The organism is Burkholderia sp. MSMB1498 (genome assembly GCF_001526245.1).
Classification (GTDB): domain Bacteria; phylum Pseudomonadota; class Gammaproteobacteria; order Burkholderiales; family Burkholderiaceae; genus Burkholderia; species Burkholderia savannae.
On sequence record NZ_LOYJ01000119.1, the window covers coordinates 196810 to 220965 of the forward strand.

General features: G+C 66.9%; 23 protein-coding genes and 2 pseudogenes. 5 read left to right on the top strand and 20 right to left on the bottom strand.

Annotated features, from left to right (window positions below):
• Positions 1–61 precede the first annotated feature (61 nt).
• Positions 62–187: pseudogene (locus WS91_RS36470) on the top strand (IS5/IS1182 family transposase); the annotation flags it as partial.
• A 53-nt stretch (positions 188–240) separates the two neighbouring features.
• Positions 241–1470 (top strand): annotated as a pseudogene (locus tag WS91_RS27400) (IS256 family transposase).
• A 256-nt stretch (positions 1471–1726) separates the two neighbouring features.
• Here the strand turns inward: WS91_RS27400 and WS91_RS27405 are convergent.
• Positions 1727–2470 (bottom strand): SDR family oxidoreductase, encoded by a 744-nt coding sequence (locus tag WS91_RS27405; RefSeq protein ID WP_059671390.1) that lies wholly within the window; start codon positions 2468–2470, stop codon positions 1727–1729.
• Between the two features lie 18 nt (positions 2471–2488).
• Positions 2489–3331: an NAD-dependent epimerase/dehydratase family protein gene (locus WS91_RS27410; RefSeq protein WP_059671441.1), complete on the bottom strand. Its 843-nt coding sequence runs from the start codon at positions 3329–3331 to the stop codon at positions 2489–2491.
• A 120-nt stretch (positions 3332–3451) separates the two neighbouring features.
• On the opposite strand from WS91_RS27410, the gene WS91_RS27415 reads away from it, so the two are divergent.
• Positions 3452–3943 (top strand): hypothetical protein, encoded by a 492-nt coding sequence (locus WS91_RS27415; protein ID WP_059671391.1) that lies wholly within the window; start codon positions 3452–3454, stop codon positions 3941–3943.
• 200 nt (positions 3944–4143) lie between these two features.
• On the opposite strand, the gene WS91_RS27420 is transcribed toward WS91_RS27415, so the two are convergent.
• The 18 genes from WS91_RS27420 to WS91_RS27510 all read right to left on the bottom strand — a co-directional run bounded on the left by WS91_RS27420 (position 4144) and on the right by WS91_RS27510 (position 22189).
• Positions 4144–4959: a phosphorylase family protein gene (locus WS91_RS27420; RefSeq protein WP_038746069.1), complete on the bottom strand. Its 816-nt coding sequence runs from the start codon at positions 4957–4959 to the stop codon at positions 4144–4146.
• A 29-nt stretch (positions 4960–4988) separates the two neighbouring features.
• Complete coding sequence (locus tag WS91_RS27425; RefSeq protein WP_059671392.1) at positions 4989–5705, bottom strand: histidine phosphatase family protein; 717 nt, start codon at positions 5703–5705, stop codon at positions 4989–4991.
• 26 nt (positions 5706–5731) lie between these two features.
• On the bottom strand, positions 5732–7228 hold the full coding sequence (locus WS91_RS27430) for a phosphoglucomutase (protein ID WP_059671393.1): 1497 nt from the start codon (positions 7226–7228) through the stop codon (positions 5732–5734).
• A complete protein-coding gene (locus WS91_RS27435) occupies positions 7206–8276 on the bottom strand; it encodes a carbohydrate kinase family protein (RefSeq protein WP_059671394.1) in 1071 nt (356 codons plus the stop codon). The genes WS91_RS27430 and WS91_RS27435 overlap by 23 nt, the downstream gene beginning before the upstream one ends.
• A complete protein-coding gene (locus WS91_RS27440) occupies positions 8269–8691 on the bottom strand; it encodes a RidA family protein (RefSeq protein ID WP_059576670.1) in 423 nt (140 codons plus the stop codon). The genes WS91_RS27435 and WS91_RS27440 overlap by 8 nt, the downstream gene beginning before the upstream one ends.
• Positions 8688–9434, bottom strand: coding sequence for an SDR family NAD(P)-dependent oxidoreductase (locus WS91_RS27445; RefSeq protein WP_059576667.1), 747 nt, complete (start codon positions 9432–9434; stop codon positions 8688–8690). The genes WS91_RS27440 and WS91_RS27445 overlap by 4 nt, the downstream gene beginning before the upstream one ends.
• Complete coding sequence (locus WS91_RS27450) at positions 9431–10108, bottom strand: DJ-1/PfpI family protein (RefSeq protein WP_231752106.1); 678 nt, start codon at positions 10106–10108, stop codon at positions 9431–9433. Before WS91_RS27450 ends, WS91_RS27445 begins: the two co-directional genes overlap by 4 nt.
• Before the next feature lie 10 nt (positions 10109–10118).
• Complete coding sequence (locus WS91_RS27455; protein ID WP_059671396.1) at positions 10119–11180, bottom strand: inositol-3-phosphate synthase; 1062 nt, start codon at positions 11178–11180, stop codon at positions 10119–10121.
• A gap of 650 nt (positions 11181–11830) precedes the next feature.
• On the bottom strand, positions 11831–12496 hold the full coding sequence (locus WS91_RS27460; protein WP_059671442.1) for an HAD family hydrolase: 666 nt from the start codon (positions 12494–12496) through the stop codon (positions 11831–11833).
• 403 nt (positions 12497–12899) lie between these two features.
• Positions 12900–13871, bottom strand: a complete 972-nt coding sequence (locus tag WS91_RS27470) for an alpha/beta fold hydrolase (RefSeq protein WP_059671398.1) — start codon at positions 13869–13871, stop codon at positions 12900–12902.
• Positions 13872–13877: 6 nt separating this feature from the next.
• A complete protein-coding gene (locus WS91_RS27475) occupies positions 13878–14297 on the bottom strand; it encodes a PaaI family thioesterase (protein WP_038746088.1) in 420 nt (139 codons plus the stop codon).
• A gap of 13 nt (positions 14298–14310) precedes the next feature.
• Positions 14311–16164 carry a fatty acyl-AMP ligase gene (locus WS91_RS27480; RefSeq protein WP_059671399.1) on the bottom strand — a complete coding sequence of 618 codons (1854 nt, stop codon included), beginning with the start codon at positions 16162–16164 and terminating at the stop codon, positions 14311–14313.
• The gene (locus WS91_RS27485; protein ID WP_059671400.1) at positions 16161–17195 is read right to left on the bottom strand and encodes an amidohydrolase family protein; all 1035 of its coding nucleotides are present in this window, start codon (positions 17193–17195) and stop codon (positions 16161–16163) included. Before WS91_RS27485 ends, WS91_RS27480 begins: the two co-directional genes overlap by 4 nt.
• A gap of 39 nt (positions 17196–17234) precedes the next feature.
• Positions 17235–18260, bottom strand: a complete 1026-nt coding sequence (locus WS91_RS27490) for an acyl-CoA desaturase (protein ID WP_059671401.1) — start codon at positions 18258–18260, stop codon at positions 17235–17237.
• Positions 18257–19192 (bottom strand): class I SAM-dependent methyltransferase, encoded by a 936-nt coding sequence (locus WS91_RS27495; RefSeq protein ID WP_059576647.1) that lies wholly within the window; start codon positions 19190–19192, stop codon positions 18257–18259. The genes WS91_RS27490 and WS91_RS27495 overlap by 4 nt, the downstream gene beginning before the upstream one ends.
• 11 nt (positions 19193–19203) lie before the next feature.
• The gene (locus WS91_RS27500; RefSeq protein ID WP_038746098.1) at positions 19204–19488 is read right to left on the bottom strand and encodes an acyl carrier protein; all 285 of its coding nucleotides are present in this window, start codon (positions 19486–19488) and stop codon (positions 19204–19206) included.
• 25 nt (positions 19489–19513) lie between these two features.
• On the bottom strand, positions 19514–20545 hold the full coding sequence (locus WS91_RS27505; protein WP_059671402.1) for an acyl-CoA desaturase: 1032 nt from the start codon (positions 20543–20545) through the stop codon (positions 19514–19516).
• 678 nt (positions 20546–21223) lie between these two features.
• A complete protein-coding gene (locus WS91_RS27510) occupies positions 21224–22189 on the bottom strand; it encodes a GlxA family transcriptional regulator (protein ID WP_038746102.1) in 966 nt (321 codons plus the stop codon).
• A gap of 177 nt (positions 22190–22366) precedes the next feature.
• Here WS91_RS27510 and WS91_RS27515 point away from each other — a divergent pair, with 177 nt between their 5' ends.
• Positions 22367–22978, top strand: a complete 612-nt coding sequence (locus WS91_RS27515; protein WP_038746104.1) for a cysteine hydrolase family protein — start codon at positions 22367–22369, stop codon at positions 22976–22978.
• A 202-nt stretch (positions 22979–23180) separates the two neighbouring features.
• Positions 23181–24128 (top strand): hypothetical protein, encoded by a 948-nt coding sequence (locus tag WS91_RS27520; protein ID WP_059671403.1) that lies wholly within the window; start codon positions 23181–23183, stop codon positions 24126–24128.
• The last annotated feature ends 28 nt before the right edge of the window (positions 24129–24156 follow it).

Here is a 24156-nt window from a genome sequence, read left to right on the forward strand (position 1 = left end):
CAGTGGGTGGGGCGCTAAGAGCACGTTTGAGAAATTCCCTTGGATGTGATTTAAAGGGAGCATGTGGAAAAAAGAACACCAGGAGCGGCAAACGGGACTGGCTCGCAAGACGAAGCGGTACCCGAGTGACATGACGGATGTCGAGTGTGTTGCGATCAAAGGGCTGCTGCCTCGAGCGGCTTCGCGCAGGCTTGTCAGTAAATTCGTGTTCAAGGCATATGATGCTCCCAAGGAGACTATATGCCTCGCAAAGCGAAAGCCAAGCCGGTAGACTTGCCAGCCATTCCCGCCGAGTTGCTTGAGCAATTCGGCAACGGCCCGATGACGGCCGCAGCCATTAATGCCGCGACGCTAGCCCTCAAGAAGGTCCTGATCGAGCGGGCGCTGGGTGGCGAGATGAACCATCATCTCGGCTATCTGTCGGGTGCCGCCAAGCCGGCCGCCGTCACCAACCAGCGCAACGGCACCGGCGAGAAGACGATCCTGACCGAAGACGGCCCGATCCGCATCGAGGTGCCGCGCGACCGTGACGGTAGCTTCGAACCGCTGTTGATCCCCAAACACGAACGACGCTTCACGGGCTTCGACGACAAGATTGTCGCGATGTATGCCCGGAGCATGACCGTGCGGGAGATTCAGTGTTTTTTGCAAGAACAATACGGCACCGAGGTCTCGCCCGATTTCATCAGCTCGGTGACTGACGAGGTGATGATTGAAGTGACGGCCTGGCAAGCCCGGCCGCTCGAACCCATGTACCCGGTGGTGTTTTTCGACGCGCTGCGGGTCAAGTCCGCGAAGATGCTGTCGTGCGCAACAAGGCGATCTCCCTTGCGCTGGGCGTTCTGCCCGACGGTACGCGCGATATTCCGGATACCTTTCAAGTTCGGAATGAAGGTGTTCAATGATCTCAAGACGCGAGGCGTCAACTACATTGATCGCCGTGACCGATGGCCTCAAAGGCATGCCAGGAATCCCTGGCGGTCGTATTTCCGGCCACCACGCTGCAGACCTGCATCTTGCACCTGATTCGCATCAGCCTCGATTGCGCGTACTGGAAAGACCGCAGGGAACTGGCTGCAGTGATTCGCCCGATCGACACCGCGCCCAGCGCGGAAGCGGCCCAGGTAGAACCCGATGCGTTTGCCGACGGGCCGTGGGGGCAGAAATTCCCGACGGACAGTGCGGCATGGCGCGGCGCCTGGGATCGCGTGATTCCGTTTTTTGCGTTTCCGCCGGCGGTTCGCAAGGGAATTTACACTACGGATGAAATTCGAGAGTATCAACGCGCAGTTGCGCAAGATCATCAAGACCCGAGAGCACTTCCCGAACGACGATGCGGCGACGAAACTCATCTGGCTAGCACCGCGTAATATCACCGCCAACTGGAGCCGCGTCGTTCATGACTGGAACACGGCTATGAACCAATTCGCTATCCTCTATTCGGATCGCTTCGTTCGACCGTCCGTGTGATTCTCGAGTCGCCTTGAACACGGAAATTCCGACAACCCCCCGCCCGGCGTTCGTCGCGCTCAATCAGTCCGAAAGCGCTTTCAAAAACGCATGACCGCCGGCAAATGCCGACGAGTGTTTCGCATACGTGTAGCATTAATTCCGGAGGAAATACGGCCCCCGACACCTCACGCGCAACCGCCAGTCCATCGCCGTGCCGACGCGTTTGCCCCGACGCGCTCCCTGCGCGACGAACATCCGTCATGCGACGCCACGACTAAACAATCTGCTCCCCCCCATCGACAGTCATCGACGCCCCCGTCACAAACCCATTCACCATACAAGCGATCACCACCCCCGCCACATGCTCGGCCCGCCCGATCCGCCTCCCCGGCAGCTTCGCCGCGTGCCCCGCAAAAAACGCCGCGCGCCGCGCCGGATCGAGCGCGTTCCACAGCGGCGTATCGAGCAACCCCGGAACCACGGTATTCACCCGTCTCGGCGCAAGCTCGACCGCGAGCGCCCGCGCGATGCCTTCGATCGCGCACTGCGACGACGTGAACAGCGATTTCCCCGCCACCGGCTTGCGGCTCAGCGATCCCGTGACGAACGTGATCGATCCCGTCTCGGCGAGATGCGCGAGCGTTTCCTTGACGACGACGAGCGACGACCAGAACAGGCTGTCCCAGTGCCGTTTCAGCGTGACGAGATCGTCCGCGATCGAATGCGGCGCGATGTCGTGAGCGACGCTCAAGCAAAGATGATCGATACGCCCGATGCGCTCGGCAAGCCGCCGAACGTCGCGCGGCTCGCGTACGTCGGCCGCCTCGGCGATCGCGCCCGCGCCGACGATCGCCACCGCGCGATCGAGGCGCGCGCGATCCCGACCGACGATGATTGCTTGCGCGCCGAGCCGCGTCGCCTCGCGCGCGAGCGCGAGCCCCACGCCGCTCGATCCGCCGACGATCAGCACGCGCTGGCCGTCAAGTGAATAGATGCCGTTCGAATGCGTCGCGCCCATGATGACCTCGTCGCCGTTTCATCGATCGTCGCGCCACGAATGGATCGGCTCGAAGCCGAACAATCGCTTCGCATGTTCCGGCGCGAAGAAGCTGCCGCATTCGCGCAGCCGCGCCGGCACCGGCGCGCCGGGGAAGCGCAGCTCGAAGAGCGCATCGATCGGCTGGGCCATCACGGTGTCGCGCGCGGACACGAACACGTTATGCACGCCTCGCGGCCGCGTTTCGACCGCGAGACGGCATGCGCGGGCGAGATCGCGCGCGTCGATGTACGACCACAGATGCCAGCGGCGCAGCTGCGGATCGCCGTGATACTTCGCATAGTGCGGATAATCGGCCGGGTCCTCGATCACGGGCGCGCGCAGGCCGACGATCGACATGTGTTCGCCGCAAAAAAAGTCGGCCATCTGCTCGGTGACGATCTTCGACAGCGCGTACGTGGAGCCCGCGCGCGCGGGCGAATCTTCCGTCACGGGCACGTCGATCTCGCCCGACGGATCGAACAGGTCGTCGACGACCGCGGCGCTCGACAGCCACACGATCGAATGGATGCCGAGCAGGCGCGCGGCCCTGAACACGTTGTAGTTGACGGTCAGGTTGTCGCTGAACGTCTTGCCCGGCGGGAACATGCCCGGCAGCGACACGTTCGCGAGATGGACGATCGCATCCGCGCGCTCGAACGATTCGAGCACTTGCCCGAGGTCGCGCAGATCGGCCTTCATCGAAGGCAGGTGCCCGAGCGCGCTCGATACGACGGTGGCCTTCACATCGACGCCGAGCGTGTCGTAGCCGTGCGCGGCGAATTCGCGCACGACGAACGCGCCGGCCTTGCCGGCGGAACCCGTGATGACGATCCTTGTCATGCTCGCCTCCAAAAATCGTTAAAGTAAGGATTTCGATGTGTCGCGGCCGCCCGAGCGCGGTCGCGCTTCGTCGGCACACACGCTGCGCGGCCTCGCGCTTCGCAGCCGCACGGAGGAACCATGGTTCGACCATCCGTCGAAGCGGCGCTCGAACAGACACTGTTGCTGGCGGTGCCGGCGATGACGGCGATGTTTCGCGATCCGTGGTGCGTGATCGGCAGCGCGGCGCTCGCGCTGTACGGCGTCGACGTCGCGCCGAAGGACATCGATGTGCTGACGAGCGTGCGCGACGCCGACGCCGCGATCGCGCATTGGGCCGCGTCGCGCCGCGCCGAATTCCGTCCGGCCGACGGCGCGCGTTTCCGGTCCCGCTTCGCGCGATTCGGCTTCGCGCCGCTCGACGTCGAAGTGATGGGCCGCCTCGAAGTCAACGACGGCCGTGCGTGGCGCGAGGTCGTCGTCGATTCGATGCGGTACGTCGCCGTCGCGAACGTGGAGGTGCCGGTGCCGTCGCCGCTCGCGCTCGAACGCATGCTGACGCTGTTCGGCCGGCGCAAGGATCTCGAGCGCGCGGCGTTGCTGAGGCTGCGCTTCGATGCGTTGCGCGAATAGTCGACGCTCGCGCCGATATGGCCAAAACGAGCGAAGCGCTCGAAGCGCTCGAAACGACCGCCACGAGCGAAACGACTCAACCGACTGAATCGGCCGCGATATCGCCGCATCGCGTGCAACGGCGGACGGCGCGCGCCGTCCCGCGGCGTCGTCGTCGCCGCGCGCCGCTTCCGATCGCGAGCGTACTGCGCGCAATCCGTTCAAGTTTCAGCCTCGATGCGCAGCACCGCCTCGGCGATCTTCGCGAGCGTGGCGGCGGCGGGCTGCATGCCGGCGAGCACGAATGCGTGCGTCACCGCGTTGTCCGGATCGAGCCCTTCCGCCCAGTTGCAGTTCGCGCAGATGAGCGCATACGGAATCTCCATCTGTCTGCACAGCACGAGCTCCGCACCCGCGGTCATGCCGAGCACGCGGTTGCGCCGGCCCTGATAGACGTGGCGGTACGTCTCGACTTCGGCCACGCTTTCAAACGCGTCGCCGCCCGACTGGATGTACAGCCCCTGCATCAGCAGCTTCGCGCCGACCTTGTCGGCCGCGAGCGCGAAGTTCGCGCGCAGCCGCGCGTCGAACGGTTCGCGCATCGACGGATGCACGTGTTTCGCAACATTGCCGAAGCTGTGCGAGACGCTCGACAGGCCGCGTGCGTAGTCGTCGGGCGCGAGAAACACGTTGTCGGCGGCGAGCGGCAGATCGAGGTCGATCGCGCCCACCGAATTGAATGCGTAGACGGCTTGCACGCCGAGTTCGTGCAGGTGCCAGATGTGCGCTTCGTGTCCGAGCTCGGCGACGAGCTCGGACGGGCTGCGGTCGGGAATCTCGAGCGTCGGGCCGTGCCGAGGCAGGACGATCGCCTCGATGCCGCCGATCCGGCCTGTCGTGTAATGCAGCACCGCGCCGCTGCGCCGGCCGAACGTGACCCGCACGTTCTCGATCGTCTCGCGGTTGCCGAGGAATGCGTCGAGGCCGCGGGCGAGACCGGTGCCCGCGATGATGGCGATGCGCTTCGAGTGTGACATGCGCGACTCCTGTCGGGTGATGGAGGGCGTTACCCGTCGCGCCCTCCGATAAGCGGCGGCGCGTCGCGCGCCCCGTCGTCGATGAGGGCGCCCGCACCGTCGGGCGGCGCGCGCGCGCGATCGGGATCGGTTCGCCACGCGAGCGACAGATGCGACGTGTCGCCGAGCGGACCGAGCGCCACGCCGCCGCCGTCGCGCACGATCAGCGAAACCGAGCATGCGTGAATGCCGGCGATCTGCCGGAAGCGCGACAGCGGCGTCGCGCCGTAGAACGACGCGAGCAGCCGGATCGGCGATTTGTGCGTGACGAGCGCGACGTCGTCGAACATGCCGATCGCGTCGCGCACCGCCGACATCACGCGCGCGAGCACCGCGAATCCGGTTTCTCCGCCGGGCGGCGCGTGGATCGCCGGATCGTCGATCCAACGCCGGTACGCCGGCTCGTCGCGCACGTCGTCGGGCACGCGCCCTTCCCACGCGCCGAACGACAGTTCGCGCAGCCGTTCGTCGACGAGAATCGACACGGAGTTCGCGTCGGCGATGTGGCGCGCGGTCTGTCGCGCGCGCAGCGACGGCGACGTCACGACGACGGCGATGCCGCGCAGCGCCGGATGTCGCGACGCTTCGATCGCCATCCGGTGCCCGAGCGCCGTGAGCGCCGGGTCGCGCGCGCCGCAGAAGCGCCCGTCCAGCGTGTCCGGCGTCTGGCCATGACGGATCAGGATCAGGCGGTAGCGATCGTGCACGGGCTTGCTCCTCCGGCGGCGCGCGACTACGGACTTCGCTCGGCGGCGAGCGCGCGGGCGACGTGCGCGGCGAGCGCGGCGGCCGCGCCGGCTGCTCGCGTGCTCAGCAGCTCGCCGTATACGCGGATGCCGCCTTCCGTCGTGGACGGCCGCAGCAGCAGCCATTCGCCGCTGTCGAACGAAAACTTGATGCCGTCGACAGTCGTGATGCGCGCCGTGCGTGCGTCGAAGCCGCATCGTTCGAGTGCGCGCCGGCCCGCGTCGCGCAGTTGCGTGTCGGTGGCGTCGCCGTTCACGTGCGATTCATGCCAGTCGAAGCGGCCGTAGCGATGTCGCAGGTCAGCGACGAGCGCTGCGAGAGACTGGCCGCTCGTCGCCAGCAGGTCGGCGAGGAGCGCGACAGCGCCGAACGGATCGCGATCGACGCCGAATTCGGCGAACGCGAGATCGCCGACGCTGCCGCCGCCTGCGTCGATGCGGCCTTCGACGAGCAGCGGCGACAGATGCTTGAAGCCGACCGGCTGCTCGATGACGGGGCGGCTCCACCGCGCGCACAGCCGCTGCACGAGCGCGCCCGTTGCCGCCGTGACGGCGACGCCGCGCTCCGGATGGCCGTATCGCCGCCGATGCCGGTGCGCGAGCAGCAGTGCGAACAATTCGTGCGGCTCGACCGTGCGCCCGTCGCTGTCGATCGCATAGACGCGGTCGCCGTCGCCGTCGACGACGAGGCCGAGGTCGGCATGTTCGGCGCATACCGCCTCGGCCGCGCGTCGCCGGCTCGCGGGCAGCGACGGATCGGGCGCGACGCCGCCGAAATCAGCGGACGGCGCGCAGCCGAGCGGCGTCGCCGACCAGCGCAGCGCGTCGCAAAGATGCAGCATCGCGCTGCCCGCGATGCCGCTGAGCCCGTCGACGACGACGCGCAGCGGCAGATCCGGCGTCGCCGGCAAGCGCGACAGCACGTGCGCGATGTGCCGGTCGATCCACGGAGACGCGTCGCATGCTTCGAAGATCGCATCGTCGAGACCGCCAGCATCGTCCGCGCGCGCTTCGTCGGCTTGGTCGAATGGCTCGCCGGAAGGCTCGCCGAATGGCGCGTCGCCCGCGGCGCGCTCCGAATCGTCGAATAGCGCATCCGCGCGCCGTTCGAGCTCGGCGTCGAGCGGGCAGCCTGGGCGGCCCTTCGCCTTTACGCCGTTCCATTCGGGTGGGTTGTGGCTCGCGGTGACGAGCAGCGCGAGCTCGGCGTCGCCCGCGCCGACGAGGTACGACGCGGTCGGCGTCGGCAGATGTTCGACGACGCGCACGGCGCGCGCGCCCGCGTCGCTCGCCGCGCGCACGATCAGTCGCGCGGCGCGGCGTCCGAGGCGGCGGCAGTCGTAACCGACGACGACGCGCGGGCCGCCGCCGTCGTGCGCACGCACGGCGGTCACGATCGTCGCGGCGAGCCTCGCCGCGCGCTCGGGCGTGAACGTGCTTCCGATGAGACCGCGCCAGCCGTCAGCGCTTCGCCGCATGCGCATGAGCGGGCTCCTGGGCGCGCGGCGGCGCGGACCTGTATCGCGGGCCGTCGAGTGGGCCGTCGAGCGTCGCGTCGAGCAGCGCGTCGAGCGTCGGCAGGCCGTCGCGTGCGCCGCGCGTGCCGACCGCGCATGCGCCGCTCGCGTTGCCGAGCCGCAGGCGGTCGGCCGCGTCGAGGCCGGCGAGCCGCGCGAGCAGGTAAGCCGACGCGAACGCGTCGCCTGCGCCCGTCGGATCGACGACTTCACACGGATGCGCAGGCGCGCGCGTCTCGATGCCGCGATGGCGGGACAGCGCGCCGTGCTCGCCGAGCGTGACGACGACGTCGACCGCATCGAGCATGTCGAACACGTGATCGCCCTGATCGCGCAGATGCGCGAACTCGCGCGCGTTGCAGAACACGACGTCGCATTGCGGGAGGAGCGTCAAGGCGACCGGATCGCGCGAGTACATCCCGGACGGCGTCCAGCACAGCGCCGCGGCCGCACGGCGCGCGCGCACGAGCGCGACCGTCTGCACGAGCGCGTCGACGCTCGGATCGAACAGCATGACCGCATCGCAGCGCGCGACGCCGGACAGCGCGGCGCGCACATCGTCGCCGACGAGCGACTCGTTCGCGCCGCGATCGAGCAGCATGTAGTTGCAGCGCTCGGGGCCGAGCACGGGGATGATCGCGCGGCCGGTGTGCGCGTGCGCGATGCGTCGCACGAAGCGCGTGTCGACGCCGCGCCGGTCGAGGTCGGCGAGCAGCCTCTCGCCGTCGGCGTCGTCGCCGACGGCCGCGACGATCGATACGGCCAGGCCGAGCGCCGACAGCGCGGACGCGCAGTTGCCCGCGTGCCCGCCCGGCAGCGTGATCGCCCGCACGGGCAGCGAGTCGCCTTCGCATGGCGACACGTCGCTGTACAGCAGCAGATCGACGTTCAGCGAGCCGACGACGAGCACGCTCGCGTGCTGCGCGACGCGCGGCAGCACCGCTCGCTGGCTGCGCGGATCGGCCTGTTCGGCTGCAGCGTCGCGCGATGCGGGCGCGTTGGTGCGGCTAGCCACGTCCGCCGTCCTCGCCGATCACGGCGATGCCGCTGATTTCGACGACACAGCCCGCCTCGGCGAGCGACGCGACCTGTACGAGCGTGCTCGCGGGCGGCGGCGTGCCGAGCACGCGGTTGCGGATCGCGGACACTGCGGGAAAATCGGCGATGTCGCGCAGATAGATCACGACGTTGACGAGCGCCGAAAGATCGCCGCCCGCCGCGTCGAGGATGCGCGCGAGGCGCTCGAACACGATCTCGGTCTGCGCGCCCGCGTCGCCGGGCGCGAGCACGGCGCCGTCGGCGTCGGTCGCGACCTGGCCGCTGATGAAGAGGAGGCGCTGCCCCGCGCCGATCGGCACGGACACGGCGGGCGAATACTTGCCGATCGGCCGCGAGTGGCCGGCGGGATGAATGCCTGTGAAGATCGTCACGCTGGGTTTCCTCCCGGGAAAGGGCCGAAGCTGGATGCGAACGCGGTGACGCGCAGCTCGCGGATTTCGATATGAGGCGGGCCGTCGAATAGATCCGCGACGATCGTCGCGATGTCGGCCGCGTCGAGCGCGCCGGGACGGCTGCCGGGCGCGGCCGACGCGTGGCCGCCCTGGAAATGCGTGTCGATGCGGCTCGGCAGCACGGCGGTCATCCGGACGCCGCGCTCGCGCAGCTCCTGTCGCGCAATCTCGAAGAGCTGATAGAAGCCCGCCTTCGACGCGCAATACGCGCCCCGCTCGGCGAACGGCCACACGCTCGCGTCGGACATCATGCCGACGATCAGCGGATGGCGCGCCTCGAGCAGTGGGACGCACGCCTTCAGCGTGTGGAACGCGCCGTCGAGATTGGTGCGCAGCGTGCGGCTCCATTCGTCGGACGCCGTATCGGCGATGCGCGCCCACCGGCCGCATCCCGCGTTGACGACGACGCCCGCGAGCGCCGCGTCCTGCGCGTGCAGCGCGCGGCCCGCCGCCTCGACGGCGGCGGCGTCGCCGACGTCGACGGCCGCCGTGTGGACACGGCATCCGGCCGCGCCGAGGCGTTGCGCGATCGCGTCGAGGTCGGACGCGGATCGAGCCCATAGTGCGAGGTCGTAGCCGCGCTGCGCGAGCGTTTCGGCGATCGCGAGGCCGACGCCGCGGCTCGCGCCCGTCACGAGGACGGTGCCGCGCCGCGCGCTCATGCGGTCGCCTCCAAAAGCCGCGCGGCGGCCGCGCCGCGACCCGGCCGCAACTCCATCCGGGCCGCCACCGGTGCGACTGCGTACGGCGCAAAATCGGCGAGTAGCTGGAACGCGAGATCGGTCGCTTTCGTCGAAGGCGACGCATCGCCGCCGACCGAACACAGGCGTCCGTCCGCGATGAGGCCCGCGGCAGGCTCGACGGACGGCGCGACGTCGCGCAGCCATTGCTGCTTGTCGTGATGGATCGCGAGCCGTCGTCCGTTCGCGATGCCGGCCGCTGCCACGAGCAGCGCGCCCGAGCACACTACGTAGATCGCCGCGCCGCGCATATGCGCGCGTGCCAGCAGCGTGGCGAGCGACGGGTGCCGGGCCGCGGCCGCCGCACCGCGTCCGCCCGGCACGACGATCGCGCGCGCGTGATCGAGCGTGTCGAGCGGCGCGCCGCAGCTCAGGTCGATACCGCACGAAGTCGTGATGACGCGCGACGCTGCCGCGATCGCGACGCGCAGCGGCGCGGCGCCGTCCGGCGCGGTCACGGCCGACGCCTTCGCGAGCACGGCATGCACACCGAACAGATCGAGCGCGTCGACGCCGTCGTACGCGAGCAGAATGACGTCGACCGTCGCCGCTGCGCAGCCGCCAGGGCGTTCGATGCCGCGTTTCGGATGCGCCATCGTCATGCTCTCAAGCGGCGGACGCGTCGAGTGCGCGAAAGCTCGCGTCGATGCTTTGGGGCGTGATCTTGTCGTGTCCGCCGACGGGTGACTTCAGCAGCTTCGCGGCCGCGGCCGGAAAGCCGGCGTGCTTCGCGCGGCGCGATGCGGCGGCGATCCGGATCAGATCGATGATGACACCCGCGGCATTGCTCGAATCCTGGACCTTCAGCTTCAGATCGAGCTGTACCGGCGTGCCGCCCCAGCCGACGCCCTCGATGTTCACGATCGCAACCTTGTTGTCCTTCAGCTGCCCGATATAGCCGGCCGACGGGATGATCTCGACGCGAGACGTATCGACGCCGTCCTGCGCGAGCGCATTGAGCTTCGACTGCTGTTTGCTCGCGCCGCGCTCGCGCAGGTTGCGAAAGTCCTCGTTGCCGCCGAAGTTCAGTTGATACGAGCTCTGCAGCGTGATGCCGCGATCGCTCAGCAGTCCGAGCAGCGCGCGATGCACGACCGACGTGCCGAAGTGGCTCGCCAGATCGTCGCCCACGAGCGGCACGCCGGCCGCCTGATAGGCGTCGAGCAACGCGGGCGTGCGCGCGACGAGCTCCGGCGTGCAGTTGACGAACGCCACGCCGGCGGCGAGCGCCGCGCGCGCATACGCTTCGGCCGCCCATTGCAAGCCGGTCGGCAGAGAATAGAGCAGGACTTCGGCTTCGCTTTCGCGCAGGCGGCGCACGACGTGCTTGAATGCGTCGTCGTCGTCGCGGGTGGTCTCGGCCGTCAAGCCCTGATCCACCGGGAACGGGATGGCCGGCAGCGGTGCGCCGAGCATCGGATAGTTGTTCGGCGGCGCGAGCACGGCCGCGTCGAACGGGCGGCCGACCTTGTTCGGATGGACGTCGAATGCGGCGACGAACTCGACGTCGCTTACGCCGATGCCGCCGATGCGCGGCCGCTTGATGCCGACGAATTCGCGCTCGTCGACACCCTGGTCGCGAAGCGCCCGATAGTATTCGATGCCTTGGAACAGTGCCGATATGTTGTTACCCACGCCGGCAACTGCGAGACGAATGCGCTGAGCCATGTCTCGGTCTCCTCGTAACGTACGTGTGTCTATTGAATCGGATCGTTTGCCGAAATGTTGCGGAATGCAATCGATAAACTGATTCCGTTCTATATTTACGGTTTAATAGAAAATTGAGCGGCGAAACGGAAGGTGGCAGTTTCTATTGATGAGTTGATTTTTTGGTGGAACACAACTCTTCAATATTAGTCGCCGGAATTGGATTATCAAGGCGAGAGGCGATGAGATGCCGGGCGATTGCTTGATGGAAAATTCAAGCGGCGTTCCGCCATGTTTTTTAATGAGGGGCGAAACCGTTTAATTTATATTTAATTGAATTGCGAATTTGTCGATTTTATTGCTTGTGATTCGTGCTGTAAATTGCGGCGTCGATTTGTTGATGGATTAAGCAGCTCCGAGCGGCTTCGGAAAACGACCCTCATTGACGGACGGCAGGGTCGTGGCGCCCGGCCGTCGATTGCGACGCGACGCGCGAGGCGTCGTGCGATCGATCAGACCCGCGCGCCGTGGCGGGATCAACACTTGTCGCGAGATCTCCGACGGAAATCAGCCGTGAATCAGGCTGTTCGGGAGTCCGCTTATCCCGGTGCACAGATAACGATTCTTGGCTGCCTTGTACACAAAATTGCGGACAGGTCCTTATCGTTAATCTATCGGCTTGGGGCACGCTCGAGGAATTCCCACAGCCCCCGATCCCCAAAATCTTTGATCGCCGTCTTCGCTCCCGCTTCTCTCAATTTCTCCTCACCCAACGCCGTCAACATCCCGAACGTAAAAATCCCAGCCGAACTCGCCGAGCGCACCCCCGACGCCGAATCCTCGAACGCCACCGCGTCTTCCGCCTTCGCCCCGAGCAACTCCAGCGCGGTCAAATAAGGCAACGGATGCGGCTTCCCATGTTCCAGCTCGCCGCCGATTACAAGCGTGCCGAACCGCTCCGCGAGCCCCAACGCATTGAGCATCATCGTCGCATTCTCGCGCGGCGCATTCGTCACGATCGCGGTCTTCGCGCCAACCCGCTCCGCATACCCGAGAATATCCGCCGTCCCCGCCGTCGGCGTCAGCTTCGCGCCCAGCTGCGCACGAAACAGCCGCTCCTTTTCCGCCGCCAGCTCGGTATATTCCGCCGCCGGCATTCCCGGAAACAACTCCCCGAAAATCAGGTCGTCGGAAAACCCCATCACGTGCGTCTTGTAGTAATCGATATCGATCGACCGATTCCAGCGCGCGAGCAGCGCGTTATACGCATTCAGATGCAACGCGTCGGTATCGACGAGCGTGCCGTCCAGATCGAACAACAGGGTGAGCGCGGTCACTTGGCGGAACTCCTTTCGAAGCGTCATGGTGTCGCATTCGTCATACGTAAGCGAATGCCGCTCAACGCTAACACAATCGGCGGCATCGTGTCGGAATATGTGACCGATGCGGCGAACCCGCTCTCGCAGCCATGAGCCGCGAATTCGCGCATGACGGACAGGCCACACGTATCGCCCTTGCAGGAGGAACCGGATCGGCAGGCCGCGATGATGCTTCGTGCGCCGACGAAGGGCGCCGCGCGCCGCCGCCGCGCGGTGCGTGCGCTACCAGAAGCCGCGGCGCGCATCGCGGGTGAGCAGGGGATCAAATGCGGAATCGAAGCCGCGTGCGAAGCGCCGCGCGCCGACGAACGGCACGTAACGACTGTCGGCATCGCGCGAGGCGCGTGAACGATCGATGCGCTCAGCCTTCCTGCTCCGCCGTCAGCCAGTCGAGCACAAGTGTCGCGAACGCGTCGCTCTCCTCGAGCTCCGGCGAATGCCCCGCATGCTCGAAGCCCGGATGCCGGACCGCGTGCGGTACGTGCTGCGCAATCGACCACTTGCAGCTATGCCGATGCGTGCGGTCCGCCGCGCCCCACGTGAGCAGCGTCGGCTGCCGGACCTGCACGGCGCGCGGCGCATCGTCGTAGAAGCGCTGCCACAGCGAGCCGAGGCAGCAGAATGCGCCGTGATCGAAGGACGTATCGAGCATCGGTGCGAATTCGCGATAACGGTCTTTCGCCATCGCCTGACGGAACCAGCCGATGCCGATCTTCCGCGCGCCGAACGCGCACGCGCACTGTCCGACGAACGGCGTCGAGAGCAGGCTGCGCGCGTCGACGCGCCGCGCCCATGCGACCTGTTCGTCCCACGCCGGGCTTTGCCAAAGCAGCAGCCTGTCGACGAGCTCCGGCCGCGCCGCCGCGATCTGCAGCGCGATATGCGCCCATACGCACGAGAACGCGAGCAGGTATGGCCCTTCGTTCAGGCTCGCGAGCATCGCCTCGATCGCCGCGCGGTAGTCGTCGAACGAAAACGTGAAACGCCGGTTCGGCACGGAAAAGCCGAAGCCCGGCGGCTCGAAGCAGACGACGCGCGCATGTTGCGCGACGCGCGAGATCAGCCGGTCGAAGTGCTCGACGACGCTCGGCGGATCGCAGACGAACACGATCGTCGGACGTTCGCCCGCGCGCGAGCCGGCGGCGCGCACGCGGATCGTCGCGGTCGGCACGTCGCAAAAGCGCACGTCCGGCCGCGATTGCGCGGCCCAGCCGTGTCTGATCCGCGACGCGCGCGGGCCGAGCCGCAGCGGATCGAGCCACGTCATGCCGATATCGGCGCGCCGTTCGCGAGCGCTCGCGTGCGGCGCGTTCTTCAGGCGTCGCGTGCTCATCGCGATTTACTTCGTTGGCCAGAGAATCATCTGCGTGCAGCGGAACGTCGCGAGCAGCTTGTCCGTTTCGCGGTGCCGGACGGTCGCGTCCCACACCTGCGTCATGCGGCCGGCATGGATCGCGCGCGCCTCGCAGACAATCCCGCCTTCGCGCGCGGTGCCCATGAAATTGCTCTTCAGCTCGAGCGTGCTGAAGCTGGATGCGCCTTCCGGCAGGCTCGCGAGGCATCCGTAGCCGCACGCGGTGTCGGCGAGGCCGACGATCGTCCCCGCATGCAGGATGCCGTGCGCGAGCACGGCCTTGCGTATCGTCAGTTCGGCGCGCACGTAGTGTTTCTCGACCTGATTGACGACGATGCCGAGCAGGCCCGGCAGATAGTCGGCGCCGAACCGGTTGAAGTAGTCCGCATCCAGTTTTTCTTGCATGCCGCGTTCCTCGTCAGTTGTTCCGGATCTCGTTCGGCGTGCCGAGCTGCGCGCGCCACTGGGTGATGACCGGCAGCGTGTCGTTGAGAAACAGTTCGCGACAGGCGTGCCGCTGGATCTTTCCGCTCGTCGTCTTCGGTATCGCCGACGGCGGCGTGAAGACGATGTTGTGCACCGCGATGCCGTGCTGCAGAGTGATTGCCCGACGCAGCCGGCCGAACAGCGCGTCGGGCGTGAGGCCGACCATTTCGTGGCCGCCGTCGCCGAGCGCCTTCAGGTAGCGGGCCCGCAACTCGCGCACGACGATCACTTGCGGCGTCGCCTCGGTATCGAGCGCGAACACCGCGCATCCGCCGGGGCGGAACAGCTCGACGTCGAGCTCCTCGATCGTCGCCTCGACGTCGTGCGGATAATGATTCGCGCCGCGAATCAGCATCATGTCCTTCAGACGTCCCGTGACGAAAACCTCGGCCCCCGACCGATAGCCGTAGTCGCCGGTGCGCAGGAACCGCCCGTCGTAGCCGGACAGTTCGTTTTCGAAGGTCTGTGCGCTCAGCTCGCGATTGTTCCAGTAGCCGAGCGCGACGCTTGGCCCCTGCGCCCAGATTTCGCCGACCCGGCCATCATCGCATGGAACGCGCGTGTCGGGATCGACGATCAGCACCACGCTGTCGCCGGCCGCGTCGCCGCATCCGATTGCCGTGTTCGCGCGCGCGTGCCGCTCGTCGCCGGTGCCGTTGGCGTCGGCGTCGTCGGATGCGCGCGTCGGCTGCGCGCCGCGCGGCGCGCACGCGACGACGGGCGGCTGCGATTTCAGTCCGCCCGTCATGAACAGCGTGTGCTCGGCGAGGCCGTAGCACGGATAGAACGCGCGTTCGTCGAAGCCGCAGCGCGCGAAGCGTTGCGCGAACGCCTGCAGCGTGGCGGGCCGAATCGGTTCCGCGCCGACGAACGCGACGCTCCATGAGCGCAGGTCGAGCTTGTCGAAATCGGCATCGGCGATGCGCATCGTCGCGAGCATCTGATACGCGAAATTCGGTCCGCCGCTCGTCGTCGCGCGCCGCTCGCCGATCGTGCGCAGCCAGCGCAGCGGGTGCTTCAGGAAGTCGACGTGCGACATCAGCGTGACCGGAAAACCGGCGTAGAGCGGCTGCAGGATGCCGCCGATCAGGCCCATGTCGTGGTACGGCGGCAGCCAGATCGCGCCGCGGCTGTTCGCGTCGTGCTCGAAGCGGCTCGCGATGAGGGCGGAGTTGTGCAGCAGGTTGCGGTGGCCGATCATCACGCCTTTCGGCGCGCCGGTCGAGCCGGACGTGTATTGCAGGTAGACGGGCGTCCGGTGATCGACGGCGCGCGGCGCGCGGCGCGCGCCGTCGTCGAGCAGCGTGTCGACCGTGAGCCAGCGCAGGCCGTCGAGCGCGGGCGAACCGGTTTCGACGCGATTCGCGCTGTCGCGCCCGGACGTCGTCGACAGGATCGCGGCCGGCGCGCAGTCCGCGACGATGCCGATCAACCGCCGCAGCGTGCGTTCCGCTTGTGCGGGCTCGACCGGATACGCGGGCACCGCGACGACGCCCGCATACATGCAGCCGAACAGCGCGACGATGTAGTCGATGCCCGGCGGAAACAGGAGCAGCACGCGATCCCCCGGCCGGGCGACTTCCGCCAGCGCCGCCGCGACGGCGCCCGCGCGCCGGTCCAGGTCCGCGCAAGTCAGATGCCGCTCGTCGCGATCGCCGCCCGTGACGAACGTATAGACGCGCAGGTCCGGCTGATGCGCGGCGCGATGTTGCGCGAGCTCGACGAAATCGGCGAACGCGCCGGCGGCGTTCGCGCCGGTGGGCGCCGAATGATTCGCATGCTTCATCGTGTCGGCCCCGTGGTCGGTCCGGCCGCGAGCAAGTCGGCCGATGCGCGCTCGCCTGCGTTCGCGTGCGCACTCACGCCCATGCCCATGCCGACGCTCGCACTCGCATCGCCGCCGAACAGCGCGCAGGCGTTGTCCCACAGAACCTTGCGCAGCACGTCGGCCGGCAGGTAGCGCTTCAACTGCTCGATTTCGAAATCCCATTCGTACGGAATGAGCGGAAAGTCGCTGCCGTACAGGAAGCGGTTCGGGTGGTCGCGCATCTGCGGCACCAGTTGCTCGAGCGCGGGCTTCCATCGCGCGGGCAGGCGCGGATGCGCGCCGCGCGGATAGCGCGCTTCGTGCAGCGGCCTGACGTCGGGCACGATCTCGCCCGTCGCCGCGCGATGCCCGCCGAACGCCATTGCGGTATCGAAATGCAGGTTCGGAAATTCGTCGAGCAGATCGACGTACTCCTGAACTTCGTCATAACCGATGTGCGGGACGATCACCTTCAGATGCGGCGTGCGCCGCATCGCGCGCCGAAAGCGCTCGACGTTGCAGACGCCGCGAATTTCATCCATGTTCGCGTTGTTCTTCGCGACCGCGCCCGAATGCAGGTTCAGCACTTTTCCGCGCTCGGCGAGCGCTTCGAAAATCGGCGCGAGCGCGTCGTCGTCCGGCGCGATCTTCAGCAAGCGGCAATGGATCTTGAGGCCGGCGAAGCCGAGCTCGTCGAGCACGTGAACCGCCTCGCGCACGCAATCGCGATCGTGCGGATGCACGGTGCCGAACGGCACGAGAAACGCCGGATGCCGCGACGCCAGTTGCGCGACGAAGTCGTTGAGAAACGGCGCGACGCCGGGCTGCGCCGCATAGCAGATGCCGGCCGCGCGCGCGACGCCGTGCGACTTCAGGAAAACGATCGATTGCTCGGCGAGCAGCGCATAGCGAATCTTCCAGGCGTCGCGCTCGTAGTTCTTCCAGACGAGCTTCGTCACGACGTCGGGCAGCACGTGTATGCGCGCATCGAAGATCTTGAGTGCCGTCATCGGGAGATCCGGTCGGTTTCGATGGAAGGAAAACGCGGGTCACGCATCGTCGCGCCGCGCGTTCGCGAGCCGCCGGCGGATCGCGTCGCGATCGGGATGCTGAACGTCCCACACGAGCCCGAGCCGCTCGAGCAGCGCGATCAGCGATCCGGTCACGTCGATCTGCCATCGATCGAAGCGCATGCTCGCGTACTGCGGAAACGCATGATGGTTGTTGTGCCAGCCCGCGCCGAGCGTCAGGATCGCGAGCCACCATGCGTTGCGGCTCTGATCGCGGCTGCGAAACGGCCGGTTGCCGCCGAGCGAATGGCCGATCGAATTGACCGCCCAGATCGCGTTCGTCGCGAGAAAGATCCGCACGGTGCCGCCCCACAGCAGGCCGAGCAGCGCGCTCTTCCACGACGGATCGAGCAGCCCGCCGAGCGCGGCGGGCAGCAGCAGGCCGAGCAGCAGCCAGTAATCGTACGCGAGATGGATGCGCAGCAGCGCCGGGTCCCGGTACATGTCGTTCGCGTACTGGCGCCAGCCAGCCGGGCGCGCGGACGACGGATCGAACAGCCAGCCGACGTGGCCGTGCAGAATGCCCTTCGCGCGGCCGACGAAACCGCGTCCGCCGAGTTGCGGCGTATGCGGATCGCCAGGCCGGTCGGCGTTCGCATGATGCAGCCGATGGATCGCGACCCACCACATGAGCGGCCCCATATATGCGAGCGAGCCGAGGACCGCGAGCGCGATCTTCACCGACGGCGCGGCCTTGAACGTGCGATGCGCGAAGTAGCGATGCAGCGCGAGCTCCATGCCGAGGATATTGAGCACGTAGAAGAGCGCGAGCATCGCGATGTCCTGCGCGCGCGGGGCGAGGCCGAATCCGGCCCAGAGCGCGATCGCGGCGGCCGTGCCGATCGCCGGTATCGCTGCGACGCCCAGATGGCGCGCGGACGACGCGCGCGACAGATGCCCGGATGCGCGATCGTCGGGCGTGGGCGGGATTGCCGGATCGGTCGCCGACGCCGCGCGATGCGGCGTCTTCGCGCAGCCGGCGCTGTCGGCGGGCGCGTTTTTCATGCGACGGCCGCCCGATGCCGGGAGCCGGCGTGAATCCGGTTCGGCTCGATGCGCCGGAACGTGATCCGGTAGAGCACGAACGCGCCGAGATCGAACGAATAGCTCATCGTCCGGTAAAGCCGCTCGTAGCGCTCGATCACGTCGGGCGGCGCGAGCTCGAGCGCCTCGCGGCGATGCGCGCGCAGGTTCTCGAACCACGCGCGCATCGTCTTCACGTAGTCGTGGCGATCGTTGCGAACGAGTTCCACTTCGAACAGCATTTCGGATGCCAGAACGATATCCGCGAGATACGGCAGATCCGATTCCGGAAAGACTTCGCGCGCGATGAAGAGATCGGAGTGCCGGCGGTCGCGGGGCACGTCGCCGTAGCCCATCGTCTGCAGCGACAGCCGGCCGCCCGGCTTCAGGAAGCCGTGGCATTTCGTGAAGAAGTGCCGATAGGCTTCGACCTTGTCTTCGTCGATCTTCGCGAAGTGTTCGAATGCGCCGAGCGAGATGATCCCGTCGAACGGCCGGTCGGGTTCGTAGTCCTGCCAGTTCCGCAACTGCACGTCGATGCCCGGATGCCGGTATTGCTCGCCGATGTAGCGGAGCTGCTCGTTCGACAGCGTGAGCCCGACCGCCTCCTTCACGCCGGCGGCCGTCACGAGCCGGTCGAGCAGCGCGCCCCAGCCGCAGCCGATGTCGAGCACGCGCGCCGCGCCGCGCGCCCGGATCTGCGCGATGTGATAGTCGAGTTTGCGGATTTGCGCCTGCTCGTGCGTATCGCCTTCCTCGAACATCGCGCACGAGTAGTTGCGGCCGCGTTCCTGCGCGAGCGCGAGGAACGCGTTGCCGATGTCGTAGTGGTATTGGATCGCGTCGGCGGACGCGCCGTACGGCGCGCCGCGATTCGGCGCGCCGGTTTCGCGGTTCTCGGGCCGGATGGTCATCGTTCGGTCTCCTATCGCTTGGCCGACAGATCGGCGAGCGCCCGCGCGAGCGAGTCGATCGTCGGATATTGATAGGGCAGGCTCGGGGACAGCTCGAAGCCGAGATAGTCTTCGAGATCGCCGACCATCCTCATCGCGTCGGCCGAATCGAGGCCGTACTCGACGAACTGCTTGTTCACGTCGATCGCGCTGCTGTCGGTGCGCAGCCTGGCTGCGACGTAGCCGGTCATCCAGCCGGCGATTTCCTCGTGGGTTCTTGCGTCGAATTCCACTGCGTTCAGGGTGGCGCTCTTCATTTTCCGGGCTCCCGTCGAGAGTCGTTCATGGGGCGATGCGCTTCTTTGCAATCAGTTCGTCGTTGGGGCGATTCACGTCGTGGACGAGGTGCAGGCGTTCCAGCACGCGCACGAACAGCCCGCCCGGATCGATCTGCCACCAATGCAGCCCGGTGAAGGCGGACGCGGGAAACGCGTGATGGTTGTTGTGCCAGCCTTGGCCGAATGTCGGGATCGCGAGCAGCAGGCTGTTGCGGCTGCGGTCGTGCGCGCTCGTGTGGAAGTCGCGCCGGCCGATCACGTGGCACAGCGAATTCAGCGCCCAGATGCAATGGCTGACCGCGAAGATTCGCACCATGTCGCCCCACAGGAAGCCGAGCAGCACGCCCGTCCACGAGCGCGACGCGAGCCCGCAGATCAGCGGCGGCAGCGCGAGGCCGATCGCGACCCAGCGGTAGTACGCCATGTGCTGCCTGAAGACGAGCGGGTCCTGATAGAGGTCGGGTACGTATTTCTCCCATCCCGCCGGCCGTGTCGACTCGCCGACGAAGAGCCACCCGATGTGGCTGTGATAGAGGCCCTTGAGCCGGCCGCCGGCACCGTCGCCCGACAGATGCGGCGAATGGGGATCGCCTTTGCCGTCGCTCGTCGAATGATGGCGGCGATGCGTCGACGCCCACCAGTTGACGGGGCCGTGCGCGCCCATCGAGCCGAGTGCGATCAGCGCGGTCCGCACCCACGGCTTCGCCTTGAACGCCTTGTGCGTCACGTGGCGATGAAAGCCGACTTCGAGGCCCAGCGCGGTCGCGAAATAGAACACGGCGAACACGGTCCATTCGACGGCGCCCGGCGCGTGACCGCCGATCCATAGCGCGATCGCGGCGGCTGTGCCCAATGCGGGCAGCAGCGTGACGGCGGCGGCGATGCGGCGATCGAGACGGGCGGCGGAGCGGGGCGGGAACCGTGCCGGGCGAGCCGAGCCATGCGAACCGGAAGAAAAAGACGCGGGAATCGCGCTTCCGGTCGCACCCTCGGGCTGGCTCGCCTCGCTTGAAGACGGAGGCTGGCCGGAACTCATCGGATATCTCTCAGTAAATTGTTTGGTACATATTTCATTGACGACATTCGAAACTCAATATGAATTTTCCTATCGTCAATGCTGAAGTGTTTGGTATGCGGAAAGTGATTTTTCGAGGCGTTATTTGGATTCGAATGCGTCAATCGGATAAACGTCGGCGGAAACCGTTTCCAGCGTCTCGCGCGCTTTCTAGTCCTCGGTTCGTCGTTTCGCTTCGGTAAATGCTGCATAGGGCTGGATTTGACGCCGATGACGATACGGCGGCCGTCAAACGGGTTTCGGAAGCGGTTCCTGAAAATCGAGGAAATACTCGGTGAACGAATTGCCGGAATGTTGTCGCGATGCAGATTGAGTCAGCTTGCCTGAGTCGGGCTGAATTTAAATAAGCGGCGATAAAAAAATAAGGAATTGATTCACGCGATATCGAACGGGCGCTATTCCGATTCGATGACGGATCGAGCGGACCGAACAGGCTGAACGGGCTGAACGGGCTGAACGGAGCCGATGGCGCGACGCCCGGCGTGCCGCCGCGCGCGTCGACGCGTTCGGCCTGTCGGGCGTTTTTCGATCGGGGTTGAATCGGCCGCACGCGATGTCGGCCTGCCGCGGTATGGTGCGGGTTTTGCCTTGCGTCGTCGATCGTCGCCGCGGGCGATGAAAATCGCGCCGGCCTTCGGGTTATCGCGCGGCGGAGAATCCGCGCCCGAACTGCTTTCGATACGCGCCCGGCGAAATCGAATAAGCGGCGGTGAAATGCTGCCGCAGCGACACGGTCGACCCGAATCCGGCGATCTCCGCGATGCGCTCGATTGTCTTGTCGCTCGTCTCGAGCAGCCGCTGCGCGGCCGTCAGCCGATGATTCAGCAGCCATTGCGAGACGGTCGTGCCGGTCTTCGTCTTGAAGCGCCGCGTGAAGGTGCGCCGGCTCATGCCCGCGCGCGCAGCGAGCGCGTCGAGGCACAGCGGCTGTTCGAGATGCTCGATCGCCCAATCGAGCGCCGCGCTGAGCGGATCGCCCGCCGTCGCCTTCGGCAGCGGCTGCTCGATGTACTGCGCTTGCCCGCCGTGGCGGTGCGGCGCGACGACCATCCGGCGCGCGACGCGGTTTGCGATGTCCGCGCCGTGATCGCGGCGCAGCAGATGCAGGCAACAGTCGATCGCCGCCGCGGTGCCCGCCGACGTGAGCACGTCGCCGTCGTCGATGTACAGCACCTTCCGGTCGAGCCTGATCTTCGGGTACTTCTGCGCGAAGTCGTCGCCCCACACCCAATGCGTCGCGGCGGTGCGGCCGTCCAGCAGGCCGGCTTCCGCGAGGATGAACGTGCCGAGGCACAGGCCCGCGATCCGCGCGCCGCGCCGATGCGCGGACCGCAGCGCGTTCAGCAGCGCCTCGGGCGGCCGTTCGTCCGGGTCGCGCCACGCGGGCACGATCACCGTATCCGCAGCGGCCAGCACCGACAGATCGTGCGGCACGTCGATGCTGAAGCCCGACATCGTCGGCACGAGCCCCGGCTTTTCGGCGCAGATCAGCAGGCGGTAGCGCGGCACGCCGAGCCGCGCGAGGTCGTCGCCGAACACGATGCACGGCACCGACAAGTGAAACGGGCTGATGCCTTCGAACGCGATGACCGCGACGGTATGCATGACGGATGAGACGGCAGTCCAAAAAGGTGGCCCGATCCTATCACATGTTGTCTCGAAGGCCACTTTCGCGGTGCGGCCCGCATCCGGATACTTGCGCCTGTCTTGCCGCCGCGGAGGCGAGACGCGCAGCGACGGACGATGGGCGTGCGTCGCGTTTCATTCACCAGGACTTTCACGATGAGCCATCCCACCATTCGCACCTTGGCCGGCGCGAGCGCTCCGCAGGCGATCGAGGCCGTGAGCACCGCGCTGCTGGTGATCGATTTCCAGAACGAATATTTCAGCGGCAAGATGCCGATCCCGGACGGCGCGCGCGCGCTGCGCAACACGCAGCGGCTCGTCGAGCATGCGGACCGCGCAGGCATTCGCGTGTTTCACATTCAGCACGTGGCGCCCGCGGGCAGCCCGGTGTTCGCCGAGGACGGCGACGGCGTGCGCTTCCACGCGCAGTTGCAACCTGCGGCGAACCATCAGGTGCTGAGGAAATCGTCCGTCAGCGCGTTTCCGACGACCGACCTCGACGCGCGCCTGAAGGCGGCCGGCATCGAGACGCTGATCATCGCGGGCCTGATGACGCATGCGTGCGTTGCGGGGGCGGCGCGCGACGCCGTGCCGCTCGGCTACGACGTGATCGTCGTCGACGATGCGTGCGCGACGCGCAATCTCGATCGCGCGGACGGCAGCGTGCTGCCGCATGCGGATTTGCATCGCGCGGCGCTCGCGACCGTCGACGACACGTTCGGCGAAGTGATGACGACCGACGACGTGTTGACGCTGCCGCTCGCGTAACACGGGGCGCGGCCGGCTTCGGCCGGCGGCGCGAGGGACCACCGAGAAACGAAAATCGTCGCCGTGCGGCGAGGCGTGCCATCCGCGCCGCGCAGGCCGACGTGACAACGAAGTTTGACCCGGAGCGTTCGCGATCGCCCGACGGGGCATTACCAGAACGAAAGGAACGCTCCGTTTTTTCAATAAGAAAGAAGGCAAGAAAATGAATCACAAGTCGTTCTCGAGAATCGATGCTCACGATCTGGAGATGGTCGCGTTCGGCTCGAACCCGCGCGTACGGGCGCGCGACGCAGTGTTCGCCGTCGACAACGCGATGCGGCAGAACTACGCGGCGCTGAAGGCGAGGCTCACGTCGCATCTGAGCCCCGTCATCGTCGTCAACAACGATTACCGCGGCGGGCAGTACACGCTGATCCACGAAGGCCGGCGCGAGACGCTCGAGTCGGTGTCGCCGGTGTTCGAACTGGTGAAATCGATCAGCCACACGCCGCTCGGCATCTACGTGATCATCGCGCCGTATCTGAAGCAGCCCGAAGCGATCGAATGGGTGCGGCCGCTCGAGGCGTTCGGCGAGACGCTGAAGAACGCGCTGCGGCACCTCGACGCCGCCGAGTTTCCGGCCGATGCGCGAGCGGCGAGCGCGCGCATTCTCGAAGGCGGGATTCACTTCATCGCGCAATCGGTCGTCGAAGGGCGCTTCAGCATCGAGAGCTACGAGCGGTTCTCCGCGAGCGTCGCCGATGCGATCAAGGTCAACATGCAGTGCGCGGCGCAAGCTCAGGTGGCGGGCGTCGAGGCGTTGATCAAACGCTGGAAGGCGGCGCTCGGCGACGACGAATGGAAGAAGGTGTACACGGTCGTGCTGTCGATCTGGACGACGTCGGTGCGCAACCAGAACACGATCATCCTGCGGCGCCTGATGGACCGAAAGAACGTCGACACGCACCTGATCGACATCGCGACGGCGGAGACGCCCGCCGATCCGGTCGCGGTCGCGCTCGACAATCTCGCGCGGATCGTGCAGGACAACATCGCGGCCGAGATGGTGTTCCCGACCGATCCGGTGCTGGCGGATTCGCTCAAGGGGACCGAGGATCTGTTGTCGAATGCGATCGGCAAGCTGATTCGCTGTCCTTATTCGAAGCACTGACCGCCGATGGAGCATGCCTGGGCGTCGA

What these genes read in the sequence shown, in the direction of transcription:
- WS91_RS27405 (WP_059671390.1), bottom strand. Translation starts at nt 2,470, where the DNA reads ATGGGCGCGACGCATTCGAACGGCATCTATTCACTTGACGGCCAGCGC.
- WS91_RS27410 (WP_059671441.1), bottom strand. Translation starts at nt 3,331, where the DNA reads ATGACAAGGATCGTCATCACGGGTTCCGCCGGCAAGGCCGGCGCGTTC.
- WS91_RS27415 (WP_059671391.1), top strand. Translation starts at nt 3,452, where the DNA reads ATGGTTCGACCATCCGTCGAAGCGGCGCTCGAACAGACACTGTTGCTG.
- WS91_RS27420 (WP_038746069.1), bottom strand. Translation starts at nt 4,959, where the DNA reads ATGTCACACTCGAAGCGCATCGCCATCATCGCGGGCACCGGTCTCGCC.
- WS91_RS27430 (WP_059671393.1), bottom strand. Translation starts at nt 7,228, where the DNA reads ATGCGCATGCGGCGAAGCGCTGACGGCTGGCGCGGTCTCATCGGAAGC.
- WS91_RS27445 (WP_059576667.1), bottom strand. Translation starts at nt 9,434, where the DNA reads ATGAGCGCGCGGCGCGGCACCGTCCTCGTGACGGGCGCGAGCCGCGGC.
- WS91_RS27450 (WP_231752106.1), bottom strand. Translation starts at nt 10,108, where the DNA reads ATGGCGCATCCGAAACGCGGCATCGAACGCCCTGGCGGCTGCGCAGCG.
- WS91_RS27455 (WP_059671396.1), bottom strand. Translation starts at nt 11,180, where the DNA reads ATGGCTCAGCGCATTCGTCTCGCAGTTGCCGGCGTGGGTAACAACATA.
- WS91_RS27470 (WP_059671398.1), bottom strand. Translation starts at nt 13,871, where the DNA reads ATGAGCACGCGACGCCTGAAGAACGCGCCGCACGCGAGCGCTCGCGAA.
- WS91_RS27475 (WP_038746088.1), bottom strand. Translation starts at nt 14,297, where the DNA reads ATGCAAGAAAAACTGGATGCGGACTACTTCAACCGGTTCGGCGCCGAC.
- WS91_RS27480 (WP_059671399.1), bottom strand. Translation starts at nt 16,164, where the DNA reads ATGAAGCATGCGAATCATTCGGCGCCCACCGGCGCGAACGCCGCCGGC.
- WS91_RS27485 (WP_059671400.1), bottom strand. Translation starts at nt 17,195, where the DNA reads ATGACGGCACTCAAGATCTTCGATGCGCGCATACACGTGCTGCCCGAC.
- WS91_RS27490 (WP_059671401.1), bottom strand. Translation starts at nt 18,260, where the DNA reads ATGAAAAACGCGCCCGCCGACAGCGCCGGCTGCGCGAAGACGCCGCAT.
- WS91_RS27495 (WP_059576647.1), bottom strand. Translation starts at nt 19,192, where the DNA reads ATGACCATCCGGCCCGAGAACCGCGAAACCGGCGCGCCGAATCGCGGC.
- WS91_RS27500 (WP_038746098.1), bottom strand. Translation starts at nt 19,488, where the DNA reads ATGAAGAGCGCCACCCTGAACGCAGTGGAATTCGACGCAAGAACCCAC.
- WS91_RS27505 (WP_059671402.1), bottom strand. Translation starts at nt 20,545, where the DNA reads ATGAGTTCCGGCCAGCCTCCGTCTTCAAGCGAGGCGAGCCAGCCCGAG.
- WS91_RS27510 (WP_038746102.1), bottom strand. Translation starts at nt 22,189, where the DNA reads ATGCATACCGTCGCGGTCATCGCGTTCGAAGGCATCAGCCCGTTTCAC.
- WS91_RS27515 (WP_038746104.1), top strand. Translation starts at nt 22,367, where the DNA reads ATGAGCCATCCCACCATTCGCACCTTGGCCGGCGCGAGCGCTCCGCAG.
- WS91_RS27520 (WP_059671403.1), top strand. Translation starts at nt 23,181, where the DNA reads ATGAATCACAAGTCGTTCTCGAGAATCGATGCTCACGATCTGGAGATG.